Raw genomic sequence first — 24,539 nt, 5'->3', positions numbered from 1 at the left:
CCATGCCCTCGTTAGCGGAACTTACATCGCAACAGTTACTTACGCGAAGACAATATATATTTGCCCTAATGAGAGGATGGATATATGTTGTCATCTGGATAGCCATCTTATTTTTTGGCGTATATTTCTGGAAATCGTTGCAGTGGTACTATAAGGCATTGGTAGGCATTATTGCTTTTTTATTAGTGCCTTCATTGGAAGACATCAAGGATTCTTTAAAGCCCTATGACCGTTACAAAAAGGAATGGGAAGAAGTAATTAGAAAAAAAGGGGACAGGCTGATTTAAATGCTGCGGTATAGAGACATAAAACAATTACAGCAAATCTTGCTAATGCGAAGACTGTATGTCTATCTGCTTGTTTTGAAATATCTGAAAAGGATAAAAGAGATAAAAGACACCTATGACAACAACGGCAATCTTATAACAAAGACAAATAAGACAACAGGCGCTCTAACGCAATACTTCTGGGATTATGAAAACAGGCTCAAAAAAATAATACGGCCTGGCGCCACCGTAGTGAAATACAAATACGACCCCTTTGGCAGGAGGATAAAGAAAGACATAAACGGAGTAATCACAAAATACCTATATGACAACGAAGACATCGTAACAGAATATGACGGAACCGGAGCTGTAGCTGCCAGATACACCCACGGCCCTGGTATAGACGAGCCTTTGAGGATTAAGAAAGGAGGGGCAAACTACTACTACCATGCAGATGCGCTTGGAAGCATAAAGACAATGACAGACAGCACAGGAAGCGCAGTTAAGACATATATTTACAAGGCATATGGCACTATTGCCTCACAGACAGGAACCCTAATCCAGCCTTATAATTTTACAGGAAGGGAGTACGATTCTGAGATTGGAATGTATTACTACAGAGGAAGATATTATTATCCGAGCAGAGGCAGATTCATCTCAAAAGATCCGATTGGGTTTGGTGGGGGAGATGTGAATTTGTATAGGTATGTAGGAAATAATCCGGTGAACTTTACAGATCCTTTTGGATTAGACAGATATAATCCGTGCAAAGATCTGCCCCTTCTCGGTAGATGGGCATGCAAAAAATATGTGAATTGGGGCTGCTCAGGGGCTAAAGAATCAGTGTGTTGTGAAGCGGAAAAACAAGAATGTTTACAAAAAGCTATACCTGAAAAAGGATGCAAAGATGATAAAGAAGCTCAAAAATGTAATATTGAATATGAAAAATGTATGTTTAAAATAAAGGAAAAGGAATAAATCGTTATGACTATTGTAATAGTATTCAAACAATACCTATTCGGCATCTGCCTTGGAATAGTAACATCAATACTATTAGCCATATTAATGGTTAATAGTTTCCCCTATTATATTTCTGAATATTTACCTATTTTTGTTGGAGCATACGTTACAAATTTACTCATCAATAAAAAACCATTGCTAATTGGAGGCATTTTTTCTGTCATCATGATTTTGGTTTCTATACTAAATTTGGTGATTGTAGTTTCTGCAACTACAAAATCAATCCACATACCAGAATTAAACTTTAAAATTATATTATCTCTGCTTATATATATACCAGTAGGCTTAATTGGTGGGTATTTCGCCCATTTAACAAGAAAAATTATAAAAAGACTAAAAAGGGGACAGGCTACTTTTGAGGAATAGAGACGATGCTGAGAAATAAAGATATAAGACAACTGCAGAAAATCTTGTTGATGCGGAAGATTGTTGCCTATCTGCTTGTCGTGAGATATGTTCAACTCCTTCAATCACTGCCCTCAAAAATAAAGCACACAGGCAAAGGTAAAGAACAAGAACACATCTATGAACATAAGGCAGAGACCTTTACCTACGACCCTGTTGGAAACAGATTAACAGGCCCTCATCACCAAGACGCCTACACCTACAACATTGATAGGATGAAAAAGGGGACAGGCTACTTTTTGCAAAACAAAAAAGACAAAGGTTATAGTCCCTGTAGTAACCGTATGGGTAACGGAACAGTAAGTAGAAGGGTCAGGTCTTGCAATATAACATAAGGCAAATACAAAAAAGTTTATTGACGTGAGAGAAGAAGGAAAAGGGGGTCATGTGAAATCAATTCTGATAGTTGAAGACTCAACAACTACCCGCTCTCTGATAAGGGCAGTTATAGAGGAACTCGGAGACTTTAACATAGTTGAAGCGCCCACAGGTTTTGACGCCTTAAAACTCCTTCCTGTTCAGGACTTTGATTTAGTCGTCACGGATATTAATATGCCTGACATAAACGGCCTTGAACTGATAAATTTCGTGAAGAGCAATCCGAGATACAGCAATATCCCCCTTATCATAGTTACCACTGAAAGGAGCGAGGAGGATAAAAAGAGGGGAATGGCGCTTGGAGCGAGCGCATACGTAACTAAACCATTCAAGGCTACGGAACTGCAGGACATCGTAAGGAAAGTATTGAACTTATGAGTTCAGCCAAAGAAGAGTTTATAGCTGAAGCATCAGACCTCCTTGAAGAGTCGGGCAGACTGATTCTTGAGATACAGGATACCTTTCAAACAGGACCGAATCCCGACAGCGTTAATGCGCTGTTCCGCTCTATACACACACTCAAGGGGCTTTCAGGGCTTTTCGGGCATCAGGGCATCTCAGACCTCAGCCATGCGCTTGAGTCCCTGCTTGACGGGATACGGCTCGGCAAGGTTGATATTTCGGATGAAGTTGTAAGATTTCTGTTTAATAATATTGACATACTGAGACTGCTTGTTGAAGAACTCACTAAGGATAAAGACAAAGAACAGGATGTAAGCGGACATCTTAAGAATATAGAGGTGTTCAGAAATTCTCTTGCGGGGAAGACAACGGGGCTTGAGCTTAAGGGCCTTATTGATGAGTCCATGCTCATGGTCCTGACAGAATACGAAGAGCACAGATTAAAGACAAATATACAGGAAGGTAAGTGGATTTATCTTGCAAAGGCGGTTTTCTCGCTGTCGGATTTTGATGAAGCGCTGGAAGAACTTACAAAGACAATAAAGTCAAAAGGCGAACTGATATCAACGCTGCCTACCTCTTCAAATGTTCCGCCGGATTCCATTGGCTTCAATCTCATGTTCGGGAGCCTTGAGCCTGCAGAAAAACTTAAGGATACGATAAGGTGTGAGGTTGACACACTGGTCAGCCAGAAAATTGCAGAGGTTGCGGCGCCCCAGCAGAAGTCTCAGGAGACTACGCTTAAAAGCACAACTACGACTGTTAGAGTGGACATAGAGAAACTGGACAGGATCCTTAATACCATAGGCGAGCTGACGCTTGTGAAAGGCGCTGTAAAAAGAATAAGCGAAGAACTCGCAGAGAGTTACAGGCATTCTCCGCTGGTTGCTGATGTGAATAAAATCGCCCAGACGCTGGAAAGGAAACTGGCTGAACTTCAAAACCAGGTTCTTGAGATACGGATGGTTCCCATAGGACAGATATTTTCAAGGCTTGCGCAGGTTATAAGGAAATACTCAAGGGAGACAGAAAAGCGCATAGAGCTTGCTATGTACGGCGAGGACACTGAGATTGACAAATATATCGCAGAGGAAGTAATTGACCCTTTAATGCATCTTGTGAGAAATGCGATTGACCATGGCATAGAGTCTGCGGAAGAAAGGAAAAAAAACGGGAAGAAGGAATCAGGAACCATTATTCTGAAGGCGTCCCAGCGCGGCAACCACGTTATCATTGAGGTAAAAGACGACGGCGGAGGCATTAACATTCAGAGGGTAAAGGAGAAGGCAATTGAGAAAGGGCTTCTGGATAAAAACGCAGAGATGGATGAGAAGGAACTTGTAAATTTCATATTCACGCCCGGGTTCAGCACAAAAGAGGTGGTCAGCGAGGTGTCGGGCCGCGGTGTGGGCATGGATGTTGTAAAAGAGAAACTTGCGGCAATAGGCGGCTTTGCTGAAATTGATACAGAGAAAGGCAGGGGCACTGAGGTTACCCTGACGATTCCGATTACCCTGGCCATCATAAAAGCGCTTATCGTAAGAGTCGGAACCATGAAGTTTGCGATACCGCTTACTTCCATATCAGAGACGCTTATTATTACGAGGGGCGATATCCAGGCCGTTGATGGAAAGGATGTTTATAATCTGAGAGGCGAGATGCTTCCGATAACAAATATCGGAAGGGTTTTTGCTCTAACGGATGAAGAGCCTGAGAGGTTTTTTGCCGTTGTCGCAGGAACCGGAAACAGAAGGCACGGCTTGATGGTTGACGAGTTATTCGGGCAGCACGAAATAGTTATTAAATCACTTGGAGAATATTTTACGGGCCTTCGGGGTTTTGCAGGCGCGGCAGAGATAGGCAAGCATGAAGTTATTCTTGTCATAGATGTTGACGGCCTTATAGATGATTCCGTAGTCAAACAAAAAGTAAAAGGGGGCCTTTATGATCTATGAGGAATTCTATGGATTAAAACGCAGGCCTTTTACTAAAACACCTGACCCTAAATTTCTTTTCATGAGCAGAGCGCATGAAGAGGCGCTTGCAAGACTGCAGTATGCAGTTGAAGAAAAAGAACTTGTGGTCCTGACAGGCGATGTCGGCTGCGGCAAGACTACGCTCACGCGCGCGCTGATAGACTCGCTCGGAGAAAAATACAGGATTATTCTCATTATTAATCCCCGCCTCACGCCGGCGCAGTTTCTCAGGACAGTTGCCAAGCGGTTTGATATTGCCGTTTCAGGCGGATTTTCGAGCCTCAAGGATGACCTTCTTGAGGCGATATATTCAAAAGTTTATGAAGACTATAAGTCAGGGATTACCCCTGTGATAATCATAGATGAGGCTCAGCTTATCCCGAACAAGGATACCTTCGAAGAGATCAGGCTGCTTACAAACTTTCAGCTTGATGACGCAAATCTCTTAAGTCTTATACTTGTGGGACAGCCGGACTTAAGGCGCAGGTTAAATCATAAGGCATATCTGCCGTTGAAGCAGCGCATCGGACTTTTTTATCACCTGGGGCCGATAAGCGAAGATGAAATAATTGGTTATGTGGAACACAGGCTGAAGGTGGGCGGATGCGAGGAGCAGTTGTTTACCGGTGAGGCGTTAAAGGCGCTTCATGCATATTCCTGCGGCGTCCCGAGATTGATTAACAGCCTGGCGACTGCCGCGCTCTTAAGCGGGCTTGGCAATGAATGCAGGATAATTGAAAGGCAATTAATTAACGAAGCTGCTCAGGAGTTTGGACTAAATGGATATAGCGAAAATTAGAAAAAAGATTAAAGAAGAAGCAGAGAAAGAAAAGCAAGAGGACAAGGCTGCCGATGATATTACATCCGCCTCTGGCGGAGGCGCTCAACAGCAGCCAGACACCGCTGAGAAAACAGAAGACAGTAGACAGTATATAGTAGACAGCATACAGGGGGAAAACCCCCAGCCCTATGTGCCTGCTCAGGTTGTTTCCCAGCAGGAGACTGTTAAAGAAAAAAGTCCTGCTGAATCTGTTTCAAAAACAGCTAAACCTGAAGAGGCAATCTCAGGCATAATAGAACTTCTTACGTTTCAGCTTGCCGCGGAAGAATTTGCCTTCAGGATCTCTGAAGTTGAAGAGATTCTCACTCCCCAGCAAATTACAATGGTTCCGAAAGCGCCGGATTACATCCTCGGCATAACTTCTGTCAGGGGAAAGGTAATGCCTGTTTTAGACTTGAAAAAGCGGCTCTCAATTAAAGATAACGGAGCATCGGGCAAGGTGCGTAAAAAGATACTGACTCTGAAAGGCCCAAAGGGACGTATCGGGATAATGATAGACAGGATAAACGGTGTTATTCGCATTGATGAATCCGACATTGCAGAGCCGCCGGCTCATCTCAGCGAGTCAGACCTGATGTTCGTAGGGGGCGTTGTTCTTTACAACGGCAGGTTTATCTCGGTCCTACGTCTGGAAGAGGCGGTGGATATAAATCTAAAATGAGAATTGAGAACTATAGTGAACGACTTAGATAAGTTGACAATGACGGCGTGTCATTGCGAACCCTTCGCTTTTGTCATTGCGAGCAAAGCGAAGCAATCTCTTTTTGTCGCTCTGGATAAACTCCGTGAAGCAATCTCAATAGATTGCCACGTTGCTGCGCTCCTCGCAATGACAACTTTCTTTTGGTGTTGACTATAATAAATTTATTTTTTGAATTTTAAACCGGAGGTCTTGTGAGAGAAAAACTTGAATTAAAGATAATTATTACTGTTTTAGCCATGCTTCTTGTAGGCGTCGTCCTTGCTGGCGTCATGACTATGCTTATAGAGAAGTCAACTCTTTACGGAATTACAAGAGAAAATTCAGAGACCACGGCTGCAATTATAAAGAAGAACATTGAGATGACAATGCTGGACAACAGGCCCGACCTTACGAAAAAGCTTATAGAGGGCTTGCGCGGGACCGTAGGCATAGCCGGCCTCCATGTTGTAAATTCCGAAGGGAGAGAGGCATTCGAAAAAGATGCTCCAGCCACCGAAGCTGAAGCTATGAAGAAGATTATAAATGCTAAGGAGCCGATTGTTATATCGGATGCAAAAGGGTATATCTTTTACAAACCTCTTGAAAATGCCGCTGAATGCCAGGTATGTCATGCGCAGAAAGGAGCTATCCTTGGCGCTATAAAGGTTTCGCTGACAATAGAAAAGGAATATGAAAGGGCAAAGAAATCAGTAATAACCGTTATTTTGCTGACAATTGCCGGCGCCCTGGGGTTCAGCCTTGTGCTCTGGCTCATGCTCAGGAGAATGGTTATATTGCCTATTAAGGCGATGGAAGAGGCAGCATTGAAGTTGGAGGAGGGAGACCTTTCATTTGATGTGGACATAAAGAGTAAAGATGAGATTGCGCGGCTAAACAGTTCTATAAAGGAGTCTGTGAGTTCGGTGGGAAGGATACTGCAGAGGATAAAGGATATCTCGGAAAGGGTCACGCATGTTGTTGAAAGTGTTGGAAAGGACTCAAAAAAGGTGCTGGACGGCACTCAGCTTGAGACAGAGGCCATAGCGGATATATCAAGTTCGGTTGAAGAGCTGAACGCCGCTATATCAGAGATTACCGAGAGCACTGAAAAGCTTGCCGGCTCAACGGAAGAGACGGCAGCCTCGATGGAGGAGATGGCTAATGCGATAGGGAATGTTAAAAATAATACCCATGACCTTTCCGGCGCTGTTGATGCGACGTCATCTTCTATTGAGCAGCTTTCCGCCACGATAAAAGAAGTTGCGCAGAATGCCGATAATCTTTCAATTGCAACAGAGGAGACGCTTTCTGCCATAGAGGAAATGAAATTTTCTGTGAAAGATGTTGAGATAAACGCTAAAGAATCGGCGAAGCTGTCAGAGAAGGTCATGACTGACGCGTCAACATTCGGAATGGGCTCCATAGAAAAAACTATAGAGGGAATGAAGAATATAAAGTCTTCCGTTGAAAAAACAAACGATTTTGTCAAGAAGCTCGGCGACAGGTCCGAGGAGATAGGCAAGATACTCAATGTGATAGATGATATTACCGACCAGACAACCCTCCTGGCCCTGAATGCCGCTATACTCGCAGCGCAGGCAGGCGAACATGGAAAAGGGTTTTCAGTTGTTGCGGAGGAGATTAAAGACCTTGCAGAGAGGACAGCGTTCTCAACGCAGGAGATAGGCTCTCTCATCCAGTCTGTTCAGCAGGAAGTAAAAGGCACTGTTCAGGCAATGGGGGAGGGGCTGAAATCAGTTGATGATGGACTGAAACTCTCAAAAGAGGCGTCAGATTCATTAAAGAAGATTCTGGACAGTTCTAAGAAGTCTTCCGAGATGGCGTTCTCCATAGATCGTTCCACAGGCGAACAGGCAAAGGCGATAAGGCTTGTCTCAGAGGCAATGGAGCGCATCAAAAACATGACAGGCATGATTGCCAAGTCAACATCAGAGCAGGCGCAGGGGACCACCCTGATTATGGGCGCAACAGAAAAGATGAGGGATATATCTCATCAGGTCAGGTCAGCGGCTGACGAACAGGCAGCGACCAGCAAACACATATCAGGGGCCATTGAGGTAGTCTCCGGCAAAAGCCAGCAGATTTCAAAGGCAATTTATGAACAAAAGATAGGCTCTAATCAGATGTGGAAATCCATTGAAAAGATTAAAGACATTCCGAAAAGGAATCGGGACCTCGCATTTAATGTAAATAATTCATTGAGGGGCCTGCAGAAAGAGGCAGAGCTGCTTGACACAGAAATAGGAAGGTTCAGGTTTTCTGAGGAGAAAGGCATATTGAAATTTGGAATTATACCATTAGAGTCCCCCGCGGAGATGTTTATGAAGTTCACTCCCTTAGCGGATTATCTCAGTAAAAAATTAGGCAGAAGGGTTGACCTTAAGTTAGCAATGGACTTTGAGGAAACGGTTGATGCTATAGGGCAAAATGTTACGCAGATGTGCTTTATGACGCCGTCCACTTATATAGAGGCGCGCAAGAAATACGGTGTTGATGTAATTGTAAAGGCTTTAAGAAATGGCAAGCCTTATCAGCACTCGGTAATAATCACAAAAGCGGACAGGGGGGGCATTAATTCCATAGGAGAGTTGAAGGGGAGGACCTTTGCGTTCGGAGACTTCCATTCAACGTCAAGCCACATCGTCCCGAGGGCCATGCTTTTAGAGGCGGGAATAAAGATAACAGATCTTTCTTATTACGACTATCTCGGCCACCATGATGATGTGGCTAAGGCAGTGCTCAAGGGTGATTTTGACGGAGGAGGCGTTATGGAGGACACGGCACACAAATTCAAGGATCAGGGGTTAAAGTTCCTGAAGATTTCAGAAGATATTCCTGAATTCAATATCTGCGTCAATAAGTCATTAAGCAAAGAGGAGGTTTCTCTGCTGAGGTCAGCCTTAACTGCCCTGATAGATACTTCTGCTGAAGGAGGGCTGGTCCTTAAATCTATAGCCAAGGCATATACCGGCTTCACCGAGGCAAGGGATGAAGATTACGACAGCGTAAAGGCCATGATGTTAAAACTGGGGATGCTGTCATGATGAGAAAACATTTATTTATACTTAGCGGCGTAAAATATGCCGCATCCACGGCAGTTCTCTGTCATGCCGAGCAAGCCGGAATGACAAAGCGTATAGGACTTATGACGTTATGTATACCAGAGGAGTTATGGAAAAATTTGCTGTTTTTAAAATAGGAAAAGAAGATTTCGGCGTCAACATAAGCAGTGTTGTTGAGATACTGAAATCGCAGAAGATCTATTTTCTTCCTGAACTGCCTGATTTTATCTCAGGCGTTATAAATGTAAGGGGCGATGTAATCCCTTTGCTGGACCTCAGGAAGCGATTCGGCGCTCATACCGAAACCGGCAAGTGCCGGATAATAGTGGTCCGCTGCGAGGATGAGAAGATAGGACTTCTGGTTGATGAAATAGATAAGATAGTCCCTTTTAGTCCTGAGGAGATAAGCGCTCCACCGGCAATGTTTAAGGGTTTGAAGACAGAATATCTTACAGGCCTTGGCAAGAAAGAAGAGAGGATAGTAATCCTCCTTAATATTGAAAGGCTTCTTACATCAAAGGAAAAGATAATGCTTTCCGCCTCCTCGGACGCGTTCTCCTCTCCGCCACAGGCGGATGAGAGCGGACTGAAGCGAGAAGAATCCACTGGTCTCATAACCGATGGCTCGTCTACGACCCATGAGTAGAGAGAGGAGAAAGATGCAGAAACCGGAAAATCTGCTTGACAGCGAAGATGTAGAGGTAAGAAGAGAAGTTGTTGAGAGCCTGAGAGGCGCAGCTTCTGATGCCTCTATCGGATTGCTTCTTAAGGCAATGAAAGATGTCAGCTGGAGGGTGAGAAAGACAGCAGTTGACATCCTGCTTAATGATTATCCCGTAGAAGCGTATATCAACGGCCTGATTGCCCTTCTTTATATTGATGATAATGCAGGAGCGAGAAACTCAGCAATAGAAACTCTCATAAAGTTAGACAAGAAGACTACAACATTTCTCATGGAGGCTTTCAATACTCAGAACAGGGATGTGAGGAAATTTATAATAGATGTGCTCGGAGAGTTCAGAGACAAAAGATCACTGCCGCTGATGCTTGACGCCCTTAAAGACGAGGATGACAATGTCAGGGCCACTGCTGTTGAACATCTTGGGAAAATAGGCGAACCGGCTGTTGTGAATGCGCTGATAAAGATACTTGAAAGCGGCGACCTGTGGACGTCATATCCTGCCGCAGATGCGCTTGGAAGGATTGGCGACAGAAAGGCTATACCTTCTCTTGTTAAAGCCCTTTCTACAAAGACCCTCAGAGAACCGGTGCTAAAGGCGCTCGGCAGGTTTTCTGCGCCTGAAACGCTCAAGAACATAGTCCCCCTTCTTGAGGATTCATCAAAGACGATACAGGAAGAAGCAATAAAGACGATAAGGAATTTTTATCATAACGGCGTGAAAGAAGAATTTATTGCAGAAGAAATGAAAAAGTTCTTCGTGGACCGCATTATTGATATCCTTGTTGCGCATGCCTGGAGCGCTAAGGCAGATATGAGGATTTCTGCAATACTGCTGCTGGGCCTTATGAGAGATGAAAGGGCGCTTGCTCCGCTTCTGGAGCTTTCATTGGAAGAGGATCTGGCAGAGGACGTAAAAAGGGCGCTTGTCTTCATAGGCAAAGACAAACCGGAGGTCATTCTGTCTTTGTTTGATACAGTCAGCCCCTACCAGCAGAGGTTTATATGCGATGTGGCAGGCGAGCTGGCCTCGCCTGTTTTTTATGATGTGTTTGAAGGACTGATGAAAGACGAGGACGGGCATGTGAGAGCGCTCGCAGCGATTGCTATCTCAAGGATAGGTGATTTAAGGGCGGTAGAGCAAATAAAAAAACTGCTCTCTGATGAGTACGAAGATGTACAGGAGGCAGCCGTGGCCGCATTATCCAGCCTTAAGGCAGGTCTTTCATCAGATGAATTAATCAAGCTGATCGGCAGCAGGAATCCTGTGCTGAGAAAAAATGCTGTATTATTGCTTGGTGAGATTGGAGCTGTTAAGGCTGTGCCGGCAATCGGCTTTGCGCTGAAGGATGACAACATCAAGGTAAGGCATGCCGTTGTCAAGGCGTTGTCCATGATAAAAACAGACGAGTCTATAAAATATCTGACGCTTGCACTTACGGATGAGAATGCAGACATAAGGGTTTCTGCGGCATTGAGCCTCGGCTTGATTAAGGGGAAAGGAGTGTCAGAATCGCTTCTCATTTTGCTCACTGACCCTGATGATGCAGTCAGGGCGGCAGCGGTAAAGGCGCTCGGTGAATTAGGTGATAAGGCCACTGTAAGACAGCTTATGAAATTGCTTTCAGACCCTAATGGATTTGTTGTAACTACAGCCATAGAGTCTCTGAGCAGGATAGGCGGCGAAACTGCAAGGGGCGCATTAGTAGAAATGCTTTCTTCGCATGATAAAGAAATAAGAAGGACTGCTATAAAATCACTTGCTCCATTTAATGCTATTGAAGGCATAATCCTGCCATATTTTAACGATTCTGATTGGGCCACAAGAATGGCGGCTGTTGAGGTTCTCTGTGCGAGGGTGTCTGCTGCAGGCGGAAGCGTCAGGGTTGAGCTTGAGAAATTACTGGATAAAGAAGAAGACCCTGTTGTAAGAAAGGCTGTGGAGGAGTGTCTTAATGCTTGAAATAGAAGAAAGCATTTCCTTACCAGATGACGTATTCAGACTCCTCAGGGACCTCATAAAAGATTACTGCGGGATGTATTTTGATGATAATTCAAAATACATCCTGGAGAAAAGGCTGTCAAAGAGAGTAAAAAGCCATCAGCTGAATGATTTCAGGGATTATTACAGGCTCCTTTTATATGATAAGCGAAGAGATGAAGAGCTTTCTTTTATCGTAGATGTCCTCACTGTAAATGAAACTTACTTTTTCAGGGAAATGAGCCAGTTGAAAACGCTGAGCGAGGAGATACTGCCTGAGCTTAAGAATACAAACAGGGAGTCAAAGAAGATAAGGATATGGTCTGCAGGCTGCTCTACAGGAGAAGAGCCTTATACAATCGCAATGCTGGCGCTGGAGCAGGGTTTTTTTCTGGGGTGGGATGTGGAAATACTCGGCAGTGATATCAACCAGAGAGTATTGCAGCATGCAAGGAGAGGTGTATACAGAAAGAATTCATTCAGGACTACGGAGGAGCATTATATAGAAAAATATTTTACATATGAAAATAATTTCTATAAGATAAACGACAACGTCAGGCGGCTTGTGAATTTCAGCTGCCTTAACCTTCTGGACCCTTTCAAAGTGAAATTCGCAGGTGAGATGGATGTGATATTATGCAGGAATGTGCTTATATATTTTGATCTGGAGGCGAGAAAAAAGGTAATCAGGGGTTTTCATGAAAGGCTTACTGACGGAAGGTATCTGCTGCTGGGCCATGCAGAGTCGTTGATGAATATTTCTACAGCCTTTACGCTTAAGCACTTCAAACATGATATGGTTTATCAAAAACCGCCAAAACTTACGGTAGCAATGTCACCTGAAAGTCTTGAGAAAATGGTATGGGGGAATAAAATATAAAACTATGACAGCAAAACCAAAGATAAAAATTCTTATTGTTGATGATTCGGCTTACAGCCGGCAGTCGATAAGGAAGATGCTTGAGGCAGACCCGGGCATTGAGGTTATAGGCATAGCGTCTGACGGCATAGAGGCGATGGCAAAGACATTGAGACTGAAGCCTGACCTTATTACGCTTGATTTTGAAATGCCTGCCATGGACGGATTCAGTTTTCTGAGATGGCTGATGAAAGAAAAACCCACCCCTGTGATAATGGTCAGTTCTTATTCCGACACCAAGACAGTGTTTAAGGCGCTTGAACTGGGCGCTGTTGATTTTATTGCAAAGCCGACAAAGAAGGCGTCTGTGGAGCTGCAGAGCATAGAGAATGACCTTCTCGCAAAGGTAAAGGGAATAAGAAACCTCAGAATGGATAAGTTAAGCAAGAGTCTCAGCCTGTTGAGCGGCGATATTGAAGCACAGGCCAAAACTGATTCAGTGATAGGCGACATAGAAGTTGTGGCAATAGGCTCGTCAACAGGCGGGCCTGCGGCGCTGCAGATAATCCTTACGCGGCTTCCGCATAATTTTGCTGCGTCGGTAGTTATAAGCCAGCACATGCCAAAGGGTTTTACCGGGCCTCTGGCTGAAAGGCTGGACCATATCTCTAAGCTTAAAATAAAAGAAGCGGAAGACGGTGATGTTATTGAACAGGGGAGGGTGTTGATTTGCCCTGGCGGTTGCCACATGATGTTTAAGAAAAAAGGGCGCGGATGTCATGTGCGGTTAAAAGAAGCTGTCAAAGAGGACAAGTATGTGCCTTCGGTTGATTTAATGATGTCATCTGCCGCAGAACATTACGGGACCAAGGCAATGGGTGTTGTTCTTACAGGCATGGGGAATGACGGGAAAAAGGGGATGCTGGAAATTAAATCAAAAGGCGGTTATACTATAGCTGAATCAGAGGAAACAGCCGTGGTTTTTGGAATGCCTGCTGAAGTCATAAGCGCAGGAGCAGCGGACAGCGTGCTTCCGCTCTCTGAAATACCGGTGGAGTTAATAAATATAGTTAACAGAGGGTAAATTGATGGAAAGAGAAACAAGTATTGGAAAGAAGGCTGATGAGTTTCTTCAGATGTTCAGAAAGGGAGAGGAGTTTACTCAAGAGCTTCTTAAGGAAAATGAGAGGTTGAGGTTCAAGCTTGCCCAGCTTGAAGAAGCTGTTGAGCGTTCAGGCGATGAGGCAAAGATAAGGCTTTATGAAGAGCGGATAAAGATTACGGAAGATGAACTGAATTCCCTCAAGGAAAGATTCAGGCAGGTTGAGGAAGAAAATAAGGATTTTGCGGCAAAGTATGTTGAAGTCGAAGATGAGAATAACAACCTTGCCAACCTCTACGTTGCAAGTTACCAGCTGCATTCAACTCTGGATTTCAATGAAGTTCTGAGAATAGTCCTTGAAATAGTGATAAACCTCATAGGCGCCGAGAAATTCGCAGTGCTCCTTATAGAAGAGAAAACAAACGAGCTTATCCCTGTCGGGACAGAAGGCATAGCCATTTCTGATGTTCCTAAGGTAAGGTTTGGCGAAGGGATTATAGGGACTGCTGCAAAAGAAGGCGAGAGCTATTTTTCTGAAAATATACATAATAACAGAGGCAGTATCTCTACCGAAAACCCCATAGTCTGTATCCCTTTAAAGATTAAGGAGCATGTGATAGGTGTTATTGCTATATATTCTCTTCTGATTCAGAAAGAAAAGTTCTCAAATGTTGACTACGAGCTTTTTAATCTGCTTGCAGGGCATGCAGCCACTGCTATTTTTTCTTCAAAACTATATACGCAATCAGAGAGGAAACTGACCACAATACAGAGTTTCCTTGATATGCTGAAAGAAAAGCCGAGGAGGTAGCTGATAAGATGCCGAATATTCTTGTGGTAGAAGATTCTCCGACGATGAGACAGCTCATCGGTTTTGCTATGAAAAGGATAGCAGGCTCAAAGGTGATTGAAGCAACGGACGGTGTTGATGCTTTGAAAAAATTATCTTCTGAAAAAATAGACCTCATACTTGCAGACATAAACATGCCTGTCATGGACGGCTTGAAACTCGTCAGCCTTGTAAGGGGCAATCCCATTTATAAGGACATACCTATAATAATAATAACAACAGAAGGCGCAGAGGAAGATAAAAAGAGGGCGCTTGCCATCGGAGCTAACGCATATCTTCCGAAACCGATACAAACGCAGGAACTTATAAAGCTCGTCAACGGTTTTATCAATCAGCCTCATTAGAAATTTGCATTGTAATAACTTCTAAAAAAATAGCGCCGGAATTTCGAGAAAGATGGAAATATTCGGCGCTGACAAAATAAGGGGATTATTATGAGAAAAACACTTTCATTTATAACTATTTTTTTGTTGTTTTTAAGCTTGGCAGGATGTTTTCAGGCAAGCACACTTGTAAGTGTTAGGCCTGATGGCAGCGGCACCATCGAGGAAACATTTTTGATGAGTAAGGAATTAGTCGAGCAGATGAAGACCATGGAAAAACAGATGGCTGGCGCATTCGCGGATGGAAATAATAAGCAGGCCAAAAAGAACAAAGGGAAAGATAAAGAAGCCTTTGGTATTTTGAATGTGGAAGAGCTTAAGAAAAAAGCTAATGAACTGGGAGAAGGAACAACATATGTTTCGAGCAAAAGGGTTACAACCGATAAGTTCGAAGGATATAAGGCGATATATGCTTTTAAGGATATAAATAAGTTGAAATTTAATCAAAATCCGGGAGGAAACATGCCCGGTTCCCGGGGTGGTGGCAAAGAGGCGGACAGCAAAAAGGAGATTATAGTGTTTAAGTTAACTAAGGGAAACCCGTCTCAACTAGTTGTCAAGATGCCTAAAGAGAAACCAGTTGATAAACCCGAAGAATCCAGGGAAGAAGTCAAACAAGAGAAGATAGACGATCCGAATTCCGAGATGGTAATGGCTCAGATGAAAGAGATGTTTGGCGGCATGAAGATAGGGCTGGCTGTCGAGGTAATGGGTACCATAGTGCAGACTAATGCTACACACAGGGAAGGCTCCATGATTACGCTGATGGAGATGGATTTCGGCAAACTTTTTGCGCAGCCGGAGGACTTAAAGAAGTTCAGCACGGTAAAGTCGAATACAATTGAGGATGCTAAAAAGTTGATGAAAGATATACCCGGGATTAAGGTGGAGCTGAATAAAGAAGTAACTATAGATTTCAGGTAGGCATGATGCTTTGGGAACGCCTTTGATTTTAGAGAATTATTCTTTAATCTCAAAGGCTTTTTTCTTTTTCCTCATAGTTAACAAAAGCGAGTCAAGCTAAGTTGTCGGTGAATGATTCAGAATGCCACGCATCAGCAAATAAAAGAGGAAATGTGCCACTCGGACTCTGGGATTGGGATTAAACATATCTTGAAAAATAGTGGTGCCGGAGGCCGGATTTGAACCGGCACGAGGTTTCCCACGAGGGATTTTAAGTCCCTTGCGTCTACCAATTCCGCCACTCCGGCAAAGCAAGTAGATTGAATAAGATACTAAAAAAGAGCATCGGAGTGCAACTTAAACCTTGCTGATTTTCCCCTCATCCATGATGAGCATGCAATCAGCAAGCCTTTCAGCCTGTAGCATATCATGGGTGGCAATAATGATTTTGGATCTGCCTTCTTTTTTCATATTTAAGATTATATTCTCCACAATCTCTGTATTCTCATTATCAATGGATGCGGTAGGCTCATCAAGAAAGAGCATCTCAGGCTCTATGGCCATTGCCCTTGCAATGCCGAGCCTCTGGGTTTCGCCGCTTGAAAGCGTAAGGGCATTGTGATTTTTTTTATGAATGAGTCCGACAAATTTCAATACATCATAGACCTTTCTTTCTATCTCTTTGCTTTTGTCTCCCCTTATTTTCAGCCCGTAAGCTGCATTATTAAAAACTGTAGTGTTAAACAAACCAATCCCGGGCAAAACAAGGGTAATCCTTCGTCTTAATCCGATATCCTTGCTAATTATATTATCGCCGGAGAAATAATTGACCTCTCCTTTATCAGGATTTTCAATAAGGGCGCATATCCTGAGCAGCGTGGATTTACCGCTGCCATTAGATCCCGTTAATACATAAACGCCGTTTCTGTCAAAAGAAAAGGAGCAGGCATTCAGAACAGGTTTTCCGTTATAGCTTTTCCGGACCTCGGATATATTAAGTCTCATGCTCATCTGTTTACCGGAAGCGCTCCTTTCCTCTGTATAAAGTGCAGCGCCGAGTTTATGAGCAGCGAGATAGTTAAAAGTATAATTCCGAGCGCTATGGCAAGTTCAAAATTCCCTTTGTCTGTTTCCAGAGCAATGGTTGTTGTCATAACGCGGGTGTATCCCGCAATATTTCCGCCAACGATAAGAATCGCTCCGACCTCTGCCATTACCCTTCCAAATGCCGCAATCACACCTGACATTATCCCATACCGCGCTTCTTTTATTATGGTAACCGAGGTTTGAAGGGGTGTTGCTCCCAGTGTCATTGAAGCCTGCTTTATGATAGGGTTAACGCTGATAATCGCTGAATGACAGAGTGACACCGCAATGGGAAAAGCGAGTATTGTCTGGGCGATAATCATTGCCGAGGGCGTATAAAGGAGTCCCATAAAACCGACGGGCCCGCTTCTTGACAGCATCATATAAACAAAAAGGCCGACGACAACAGGAGGAAGCCCCATAAAGGTATTCATGACGCTTATAAATAATCCCCGTGCAGGGAATTTTTTTAAGCTTATTAGCGTGGATAAGGGAATACCTAATATGCACACGATTAAAAGCGCAGTTCCCGATACCCTGAGTGATAAGAATATTATGCTTAATAATTCCGCATCAAGGTTAAATATAAGTAAAAACGCCCTTTTAAACCCCTCTATTATTGAATCCATATTTTACTTTGCATTGGGAAAAAACAACTGATCCCCGTGTTTATCCCTGAATGACGCAATAGCATTCTGACCTTCCTTTGATATAATCCAGTTTATAAACTCCATGGCCTCTCTGTATTTTACATGTTTATGCTTTTCAGCATTTACCGCCATGACGCCGTACTGATTAAACAATACGGGATCGCCTTCAAGAACTATTAACATTTCAAGTTTATCCTTATCTTTTGTTGCAAGCCATGTGCCCCTGTCTGTAAGCGTGTATGCGCGCTTTTCATTGGCGATTCTCTGGGTCTTTTCCATCCCCTGACCAACCTCAAGATACCACCCCTGTCCCTTCGGCTCTATCCCTGTCTTTTTCCATAGGGAAAGTTCTTTTGTATGAGTTCCTGAGTTATCGCCGCGCGACACGAAGAAGGCGCTGCTTTCAGCTATCTTCTTGAACACCTCAGAAGCCGATTTCATACTCCTTATCTTTGCAGGGCCGTTTGACGGGCCAATCACAACAAAATCGTTATACATTACATCATGTCGGTTGACGAAATAACCTTCCTCAACAGCCTTCAGTTCCTGCTCTTTAGCGTGAACGAATACAACATCTGCATCGCCTCTCCTGCCTATTTCAATAGCCGCGCCTGTGCCAACTGCGACAACGTCAACCTTTATCCCTGTCTTTTTTTCAAAAATCGGCAGGATGTAATCAAATAATCCCGAGTTCTGCGTGCTGGTTGTTGACGCGCAGCGGATCCTTGTCTCGGCAGAGATTTTTGAGGGGAGCAACTGGATAAATATTGCCATAAAGAGTAAAACTAATTTGAATAACATAAGCTGTATTCCTTTCCTTATGAAGTTATTTTTGAGGAAATTATAATACAATCAACCATTTTTAGGAAGCGGGAAGTTGAAGAGCCGAAAAATAGACATAGAACTATAAACGCTTGAATTGCCTGTCATTGCGAGAACCCGAAGGGTTCGCGGCAATCTTATCTCAAAAGGCGAGATTGCGGAGCCTGTTCCGAGTCTGTCATAAGAGATTGCTTCGCTTCGCTCGCAATGACAGACGAGGAATCCTCGCAATGACAACTTTCTATATCTATTTTTCGGTTGAAGAGACAGAACCTTGACTTACACTTTCACTCTTAGATAAGATACGTATCCGAGGTAACCCCCGTTAGAAAGTCTTTGGCTTTCCAACGGGGTAAGCAGCGGGGATTTCTAACGGGGTAAAAATGAAAGTTGCAATCGGCAGTGACCATGCGGGCGTAGAGCTAAAAAATGAGCTAATCTCCATCCTCAGCGAGATGAAGATAGAATGCCTTGATTTAGGCACAAACGGCGCTCAGTCCGTGGACTATCCTGATTTTGGAGAAAAGGTATCAAGGGAAGTCTCAGAAGGCAAGGTAGACAGGGGCATACTGATATGCGGCACAGGCATCGGCATGTCAATTGTTGCGAATAAGATTCCCAATATAAGGGCGTCTCTCTGCAATGACCTCTTCACCGCAAAGATGAGCAGGATGCACAATGATGCAAATGTGCTTGTGATAGGCGGAAGGATTGTAGGCAAAGACCTTGCGAAAGAGATTGTCAGGGTATGGTTCAGCACGGAATTTGAAGGCGGCAGGCATGCAAATCGTCTTACAAAGATAAAACTGATAGAGGAAAGATTTATAAAACATGGACTTTGAAAGGCTCAAACTCTCAGACCCGGATATTTACAGGGCGATTCAGGGAGAGATAGAAAGAGAAAAACAGAAGATTGTTCTTATCGCATCGGAAAACTATGCGAGTCCTGCTGTTCTTGAGGCGCAAGGCTCTGTATTTACCAATAAATATGCCGAGGGATATCCGAATAAGCGCTATTACGGCGGATGTGAATATGCAGACATTGTTGAAAATCTCGCAATAGAAAGGGCAAAGGAACTCTTCGTAGCCGAGCATGTAAATGTCCAGCCTCATTCAGGGACACAGGCCAACATGGCTGTGTATTTTGCGTTTCTTAAACCCGGAGATGCCATTCTCGGTATGAACCTCAGCCACGGAGGACACCTCTCGCATGGGGCCTCCGTAAACTTTTCAGGGATACTTTATAAAAGCATTTCTTACGGAGTTAATAAAGAGACTGGGTACATTGATTATGACGAGGTGCGCAGGCTTGCGGTAAAAAACAAACCGAAGATGATACTTGTCGGAGCCAGCGCTTATTCAAGGATTCTTGACTTTAAGACATTCTCGGAGATTGCAAAAGAGGCCGGCGCTTATCTGACAGCAGACATAGCGCATATAGCAGGGCTTGTAGCAGCAGGCCTTCATCCGTCTCCTGTGCCTTATGCAGATTTTGTTACAACAACGACACATAAGACACTCCGCGGGCCAAGGGGCGGGATGATAATGTGCAGGGCAGAATACGCAAAGGCTATAGACAAGATGATTTTCCCTGGAATTCAGGGAGGCCCTCTGGTTCATGTGATTGCTGCAAAGGCAGTCGCATTTAAGGAGGCTCTGAATGATGGGTTCAAAGAGTATCAGAAAAAGGTTATAGAAAATGCAAAAAAGCTTGCTGAGGAACTTATAAAAAGGGGATTCAGGATAATATCAGGCGGGACAGACAACCACCTCATGCTTGTTGACCTCGCAAATAAAGGGGTAACAGGAAAGAAAGCTGAAGAAGCATTGGACGAGGCAGGCATTACAGTTAATAAAAATTCAATTCCCTATGACGAACGGCCTCCTGCAATAACAAGCGGTATGAGGCTTGGCACGCCGTGTGTTACTACAAGGGGGATGGGTGAGGCGGAAATGACAGATATAGCAGAGATAATAGATGAAGTGTTGAAGAACAACTCTGATGAGGCAAAGATTGGAAGGCTCAGGCAGAGGGCAGGGGATATCTGCAAGAGATTTCCGATATATTAGCATTTAGATGCATGATACATGATGCATCCTGAAAATTATTATGAAACCCACATGCCGACCTGTCGGCACAAAAGTGGATAAAAATACTTAACAGTGTCATTCCCCGATTTAATCGGGGAATCCAGTTCCTATGTTCTGGATTCTCTGGTCAAGCCAGAGAATGACAAATTATTAATGATTATAAATCAATAGGTTGAGAGGTATTTTCAGGTGAAGTGTCCATTTTGCGGAAATTTAGAAGACAAGGTCATTGACTCGCGGACAAGCAAGGAAGGCGATGCGATACGCAGAAGGCGTGAATGCCTGAAGTGCGGAAAGCGTTTCACCTCTTATGAGCGTGTTGAAGATGTGGTCCCCATGGTTGTGAAAAAGGATGGAAGGCGTGAGCCGTTTGACAGGCCGAAGATACTGAGGGGGCTTGAAAAGGCATGCGAAAAAAGGCCTGTGAGTGTTGAATTGCTTGAAGGGGTAGTTGATTCCATAGAAAAGAAGCTCATAAACCTCAGTGTGAAGGAAATACAGAGCACATGGGTCGGAGAAGAGGTAATGTCTTCGTTGAGAGAGCTTGATAAGGTTGCGTATGTGAGGTTTGCGTCTGTTTACAGGCAGTTTAAGGATATAAGCGAGCTTATGAACGAAGTAAAGACATTGTTTGAGCAGAAAGGCAATAAATAGTAAAAGTTAAAAATTAAGAGTTAAGAGTTGAGAGTTTTTCAGAGAAATTTTTAATAACTTTTAAATCTTCACTTTTAACTTAAAACTTTTTTCAGGAGGATTTTATGTATGACTGGGGATTGAAGAACCGTCTTTCAAGGATAATTAAATCTGACGGAAAAACCGTTATGCTTGCGGTTGACCACGGATACTTTCTCGGGCCTACGACAGGGCTTGAAGATGCAGAAAAAACAATCAAGCCGCTGCTTCCTTATGCTGATGCTCTAATGCCGACAAGAGGAATTGCCCGCACATCTGTTAATCCTCAATCAGAGACGCCGATAGTCATAAGAGTCTCAGGAGGAAACAGCATTCTTGATGAAGACCTGTCCAATGAAGGGTTGACCGTTTCCATGGAAGATGCGGTAAGATTAAATGCATCGGCAGTTGCTCTCTCAATATATGTCGGCTCTCCAAATCAGAAAGAGACGCTTCTGAATCTTACAAAACTGATTGATGAGGGTCATCGCTATGGGATGCCTGTGCTTGCTGTCACGGCAGTTGGAAAGAACATGGTGCGTGATGCAAGGTATCTTGCCTTGAGCTGCAGGATAGCCGCAGAGCTTGGAGCGCATATTGTAAAGACATATTACTGCGAGGGTTTTGAAAAGCTCGTTAAGACATGCCCTGTGCCGCTTGTTATGGCAGGAGGAAAAAAACTTCCCGAATATGAGGCTCTTGAGCTTACTCATAATGCGATAATAAAGGGCGCGGCAGGCGTTGATATGGGAAGGAATATCTTCCAGTCAGAAGCTCCTGTTGCGATGATTCAGGCTGTAAGGGCGATTGTCCATGATAACGCCACGCCCAAAAGGGCATACGAAATCTATAAGGCTCTGAAAGCAAAGGCAAAGAAATCACCGAAGAAGGTAAAGGGCGTTACCGCAAGCAAGGCAGAACTGAGCAGGCATTAAACCTATTTTATTGTGTTGTCATTCCTGCGGAGGCAGGAATCCAGACACTTTTTTTTGAGACAGTAAATTACGACTAACTGGATTCCGCATCAAGTGCGGAATGACAGAGTAGACGAAGCAAGCATTTACCGTTTATCAGTAACCTTTTCCAAATCAACGAGGGCGTTTCTTACTACTTCAACAGTAATCTCTTTTGAATTAACGACAATATCGTAAATTCCGTCTGTCCCTTTTGTAATTCCAGATTTCAGATTATCCTTTTTGCCTTCTTTCAGAGTGTATATAGTGGCAATAACATTGTTTTTAGAGTCAATCAAATCATCCCACTGGCAGGGGTATTCACCAGTTGGTTTTACTTTTATAGATTTGAGTCTTTTGGATTTAGTATTTTTATTCATAATGGTTCCTTTCGGGTTGCAGATAACATTTGCGGCACAAACGAATCTGATAAGGTTGAAGTTTTAGCCGTTTGTGCTCTGATGTTATGCGCAGTGCTCATTAGTGCGAAATACTTTCGTTTCTTTTACTGCTTGGTGCATCAGGAAAACATGCTGCCATCATACCCATCAAAACAATAAGATAAAGATAAGACTGAAAACAAATGAAGTCGCATAGTTCAGGTTCATTAATAACTTTTCCAACAGAATAACCAACTGCGCTATCGGTGAGACGCACTAAATTCCACTGTGAACCAATAGGATCGCCATGCACAATGTGCCCAAAAGTTTCACATATCTGTTTAGCTGTTGTGATGTCGGCCTTGCCGCTCATTGTTTCAAGCATTTTGGATAGGCTTGGCCTTTCACGAAACTTCCATCCTGTCTGCCAAACCTTAATCTCATTAGGATTTGCATGAAGATATGAGATCACAGCAACGCGTTCAATCAATGGCCGCATAAGCACTAGTGCGCCGAAAAGATAGCCCTGCCGAATGAGTTCTCTGATCGTCAGAGCAAGATTAATTCCCTGCGGAACGATTTGACAAGCAGCCTTTTGAATGTCTGACAATTCAACTCGCTTAGTATAAGCGGCAATATCCGTATTTACATCAAGACAGGAAAGAATAACTTGATCAAAATGAAAAACCGAATCTCTGCCCAAATAAGGCTCGTTTGATGGTAAATATACTGACTCAGGAACATTATTAGATTTCATTAATACTCCTTGTATGAATATTGCGTATGAACATCAAGAATATACCAACTTTAGCTGAATCAGCCTCAATGCCTAAATTCTACTTAATGCCCTTCTCTCTGTCAAACAAAATCTCTTCTCTATGGTATATTATTGAGAATTGTAAATCTATTTTCAGGAGTTGTTATGAAGGTGGCGATGTATTACAGGAATAATGATGTGCGGGTTGAGGAGATGCCTGTGCCTAAAATCGGAAAAGGCGAGATGCTGGTTAAGGTCATGGCGAGCGGGATATGCGGAAGCGATGTAATGGAATGGTACAGGATTAAAAAAGCTCCTCGTGTTCTTGGGCATGAAATCACAGGAGAGATTGTTGAAGTGGGCGAGGGGGTAAAAAATTATAAAAAAGGTGACAGGGTATTTGTGTCCCATCATGTTCCGTGCAACACCTGCCGCTATTGCCTGAGCGGCTATCATACAGCATGCGAGACCTTGCATAAAACAAATTATGACCCCGGAGGTTTTGCAGAGTATCTCAGAGTGCCTGAGATAAATGTTAAGAGCGGCGTTTATATCCTCCCAGAGAATATGACTTATGAAGAAGGAACATTCATAGAGCCCTTGGCGTGCATTCTGAGAGGACAGAGGGTCGCAAACCTGAAAGCCGGACAAAGCGTTCTTGTAATTGGCAGCGGGATTTCAGGGCTTCTTCATATAAATCTTGCAAAGGATGCGGGCGTGGAAAGGGCGGAAAAGATTATGGCAACTGATGTAAATGAATACCGCCTTAATGCGGCATTGAAGTTCGGCGCAAACAGCGTTATAAATGCTAAAGAGAATGTGCCTGAGCATGTGCGTAAACTGAATGACGGAAGACTGGCTGACTGTGTGATAGTGTGCACAGGCGCAATGCCTGCCATTGAGCAGGCTCTTCAGTCTGTTGATAAAGGTGGTACGATTCTATTTTTTGCAGTACCAGAACCCGGGATTAATGTCTCTGTTCCGATAAATGATTTCTGGCGTAATGAGATAAAGATGGTGACGTCCTACGGAGCAGCGCCTTCTGACCTTGCTTTGGCAATAGAGTTTATCAGCGCCCGGAGGGTAAATGTAAAGGATATGATTACGCACAGGCTGGGCATGTCCGAGGCGCAGCTTGGTTTCAAGCTTGTTGCTGAGGCAAAGGAGTCCATAAAGGTGATTATTGAGCCACAACGTTGAACTTATGCTTGCATAATAATAGGCAGTGTTATTTTGAGCGACATTGATAGTTTTCGGTAACGGTTCTTAACGAAATGCAGCGTCCGCCTTTGGCGGAACATTCTCGACTGTCTGAGAC

The 24,539-nt window shown here is 43.7% G+C and carries 26 protein-coding genes and 1 tRNA gene; 21 read left to right on the top strand and 6 right to left on the bottom strand.

Features of this window, described 5'->3' with window-relative positions; translation table 11 throughout:
• The first annotated feature begins 2 nt into the window (after positions 1–2).
• From HY035_03320 to HY035_03245, 16 genes are all read left to right on the top strand, one after another.
• Positions 3–287, top strand: coding sequence for a hypothetical protein (locus tag HY035_03320; GenBank protein ID MBI3377421.1), 285 nt, complete (start codon positions 3–5; stop codon positions 285–287).
• Positions 288–1,244, top strand: a complete 957-nt coding sequence (locus HY035_03315) for an RHS repeat-associated core domain-containing protein (protein ID MBI3377420.1) — start codon at positions 288–290, stop codon at positions 1,242–1,244.
• Between the two features lie 6 nt (positions 1,245–1,250).
• Entirely contained in the window at positions 1,251–1,652 is a 402-nt protein-coding gene (locus HY035_03310; GenBank protein MBI3377419.1) for a hypothetical protein, read from the top strand.
• A 5-nt stretch (positions 1,653–1,657) separates the two neighbouring features.
• Positions 1,658–2,026, top strand: coding sequence for a hypothetical protein (locus tag HY035_03305; GenBank protein MBI3377418.1), 369 nt, complete (start codon positions 1,658–1,660; stop codon positions 2,024–2,026).
• A gap of 52 nt (positions 2,027–2,078) precedes the next feature.
• The gene (locus HY035_03300) at positions 2,079–2,447 is read left to right on the top strand and encodes a response regulator (protein MBI3377417.1); all 369 of its coding nucleotides are present in this window, start codon (positions 2,079–2,081) and stop codon (positions 2,445–2,447) included.
• On the top strand, positions 2,444–4,426 hold the full coding sequence (locus tag HY035_03295) for a chemotaxis protein CheA (GenBank protein ID MBI3377416.1): 1,983 nt from the start codon (positions 2,444–2,446) through the stop codon (positions 4,424–4,426). The genes HY035_03300 and HY035_03295 overlap by 4 nt, the downstream gene beginning before the upstream one ends.
• Positions 4,419–5,246 carry an AAA family ATPase gene (locus HY035_03290; GenBank protein ID MBI3377415.1) on the top strand — a complete coding sequence of 276 codons (828 nt, stop codon included), beginning with the start codon at positions 4,419–4,421 and terminating at the stop codon, positions 5,244–5,246. Before HY035_03295 ends, HY035_03290 begins: the two co-directional genes overlap by 8 nt.
• Positions 5,227–5,949 (top strand): chemotaxis protein CheW, encoded by a 723-nt coding sequence (locus tag HY035_03285; GenBank protein ID MBI3377414.1) that lies wholly within the window; start codon positions 5,227–5,229, stop codon positions 5,947–5,949. Before HY035_03290 ends, HY035_03285 begins: the two co-directional genes overlap by 20 nt.
• A 233-nt stretch (positions 5,950–6,182) precedes the next feature.
• The gene (gene phnD, locus HY035_03280; GenBank protein ID MBI3377413.1) at positions 6,183–9,035 is read left to right on the top strand and encodes a phosphate/phosphite/phosphonate ABC transporter substrate-binding protein; all 2,853 of its coding nucleotides are present in this window, start codon (positions 6,183–6,185) and stop codon (positions 9,033–9,035) included.
• A gap of 127 nt (positions 9,036–9,162) precedes the next feature.
• Positions 9,163–9,699 (top strand): chemotaxis protein CheW, encoded by a 537-nt coding sequence (locus HY035_03275; protein ID MBI3377412.1) that lies wholly within the window; start codon positions 9,163–9,165, stop codon positions 9,697–9,699.
• A 13-nt stretch (positions 9,700–9,712) separates the two neighbouring features.
• Positions 9,713–11,695 (top strand): HEAT repeat domain-containing protein, encoded by a 1,983-nt coding sequence (locus HY035_03270; GenBank protein MBI3377411.1) that lies wholly within the window; start codon positions 9,713–9,715, stop codon positions 11,693–11,695.
• Positions 11,688–12,593, top strand: a complete 906-nt coding sequence (locus HY035_03265) for a protein-glutamate O-methyltransferase CheR (GenBank protein ID MBI3377410.1) — start codon at positions 11,688–11,690, stop codon at positions 12,591–12,593. The genes HY035_03270 and HY035_03265 overlap by 8 nt, the downstream gene beginning before the upstream one ends.
• Before the next feature lie 4 nt (positions 12,594–12,597).
• Positions 12,598–13,656 carry a chemotaxis response regulator protein-glutamate methylesterase gene (locus tag HY035_03260; GenBank protein MBI3377409.1) on the top strand — a complete coding sequence of 353 codons (1,059 nt, stop codon included), beginning with the start codon at positions 12,598–12,600 and terminating at the stop codon, positions 13,654–13,656.
• A 4-nt stretch (positions 13,657–13,660) separates the two neighbouring features.
• Entirely contained in the window at positions 13,661–14,485 is an 825-nt protein-coding gene (locus HY035_03255) for a GAF domain-containing protein (protein MBI3377408.1), read from the top strand.
• A gap of 8 nt (positions 14,486–14,493) precedes the next feature.
• Positions 14,494–14,868, top strand: coding sequence for a response regulator (locus tag HY035_03250; GenBank protein ID MBI3377407.1), 375 nt, complete (start codon positions 14,494–14,496; stop codon positions 14,866–14,868).
• Positions 14,869–14,958: 90 nt separating this feature from the next.
• Positions 14,959–15,831 carry a hypothetical protein gene (locus HY035_03245; GenBank protein ID MBI3377406.1) on the top strand — a complete coding sequence of 291 codons (873 nt, stop codon included), beginning with the start codon at positions 14,959–14,961 and terminating at the stop codon, positions 15,829–15,831.
• A gap of 200 nt (positions 15,832–16,031) precedes the next feature.
• On the opposite strand, the gene HY035_03240 is transcribed toward HY035_03245, so the two are convergent.
• The 4 genes from HY035_03240 to HY035_03225 form a co-directional block, all read right to left on the bottom strand.
• Positions 16,032–16,118 (bottom strand) — tRNA-Leu (locus tag HY035_03240).
• 49 nt (positions 16,119–16,167) lie between these two features.
• Positions 16,168–16,821, bottom strand: coding sequence for an ATP-binding cassette domain-containing protein (locus HY035_03235; protein MBI3377405.1), 654 nt, complete (start codon positions 16,819–16,821; stop codon positions 16,168–16,170).
• The gene (locus HY035_03230) at positions 16,818–17,525 is read right to left on the bottom strand and encodes an ABC transporter permease (GenBank protein MBI3377404.1); all 708 of its coding nucleotides are present in this window, start codon (positions 17,523–17,525) and stop codon (positions 16,818–16,820) included. The genes HY035_03235 and HY035_03230 overlap by 4 nt, the downstream gene beginning before the upstream one ends.
• A gap of 3 nt (positions 17,526–17,528) precedes the next feature.
• A complete protein-coding gene (locus tag HY035_03225; protein ID MBI3377403.1) occupies positions 17,529–18,347 on the bottom strand; it encodes an extracellular solute-binding protein in 819 nt (272 codons plus the stop codon).
• Between the two features lie 404 nt (positions 18,348–18,751).
• On the opposite strand from HY035_03225, the gene rpiB reads away from it, so the two are divergent.
• From rpiB to lsrF, 4 genes are all read left to right on the top strand, one after another.
• The gene (gene rpiB, locus HY035_03220; protein ID MBI3377402.1) at positions 18,752–19,210 is read left to right on the top strand and encodes a ribose 5-phosphate isomerase B; all 459 of its coding nucleotides are present in this window, start codon (positions 18,752–18,754) and stop codon (positions 19,208–19,210) included.
• On the top strand, positions 19,200–20,438 hold the full coding sequence (locus HY035_03215; GenBank protein MBI3377401.1) for a serine hydroxymethyltransferase: 1,239 nt from the start codon (positions 19,200–19,202) through the stop codon (positions 20,436–20,438). Before rpiB ends, HY035_03215 begins: the two co-directional genes overlap by 11 nt.
• Before the next feature lie 210 nt (positions 20,439–20,648).
• On the top strand, positions 20,649–21,113 hold the full coding sequence (nrdR, locus tag HY035_03210) for a transcriptional repressor NrdR (GenBank protein MBI3377400.1): 465 nt from the start codon (positions 20,649–20,651) through the stop codon (positions 21,111–21,113).
• Between the two features lie 104 nt (positions 21,114–21,217).
• The gene (gene lsrF, locus HY035_03205) at positions 21,218–22,066 is read left to right on the top strand and encodes a 3-hydroxy-5-phosphonooxypentane-2,4-dione thiolase (GenBank protein MBI3377399.1); all 849 of its coding nucleotides are present in this window, start codon (positions 21,218–21,220) and stop codon (positions 22,064–22,066) included.
• A gap of 125 nt (positions 22,067–22,191) precedes the next feature.
• Here the strand turns inward: lsrF and HY035_03200 are convergent, their stop codons facing one another.
• Together HY035_03200 and HY035_03195 are read right to left on the bottom strand one after the other, a co-directional pair.
• Positions 22,192–22,464, bottom strand: coding sequence for a hypothetical protein (locus HY035_03200; GenBank protein MBI3377398.1), 273 nt, complete (start codon positions 22,462–22,464; stop codon positions 22,192–22,194).
• Between the two features lie 100 nt (positions 22,465–22,564).
• Positions 22,565–23,221, bottom strand: coding sequence for a hypothetical protein (locus HY035_03195; protein MBI3377397.1), 657 nt, complete (start codon positions 23,219–23,221; stop codon positions 22,565–22,567).
• 165 nt (positions 23,222–23,386) lie between these two features.
• Here HY035_03195 and HY035_03190 point away from each other — a divergent pair, with 165 nt between their 5' ends.
• The gene (locus HY035_03190; GenBank protein ID MBI3377396.1) at positions 23,387–24,421 is read left to right on the top strand and encodes an alcohol dehydrogenase catalytic domain-containing protein; all 1,035 of its coding nucleotides are present in this window, start codon (positions 23,387–23,389) and stop codon (positions 24,419–24,421) included.
• The last annotated feature ends 118 nt before the right edge of the window (positions 24,422–24,539 follow it).

This window comes from Nitrospirota bacterium, from assembly GCA_016195565.1.
In the GTDB taxonomy this organism is placed as follows: domain Bacteria; phylum Nitrospirota; class Thermodesulfovibrionia; order Thermodesulfovibrionales; family UBA1546; genus UBA1546.
This window is presented reverse-complemented; position numbering and strand designations above follow the sequence as displayed.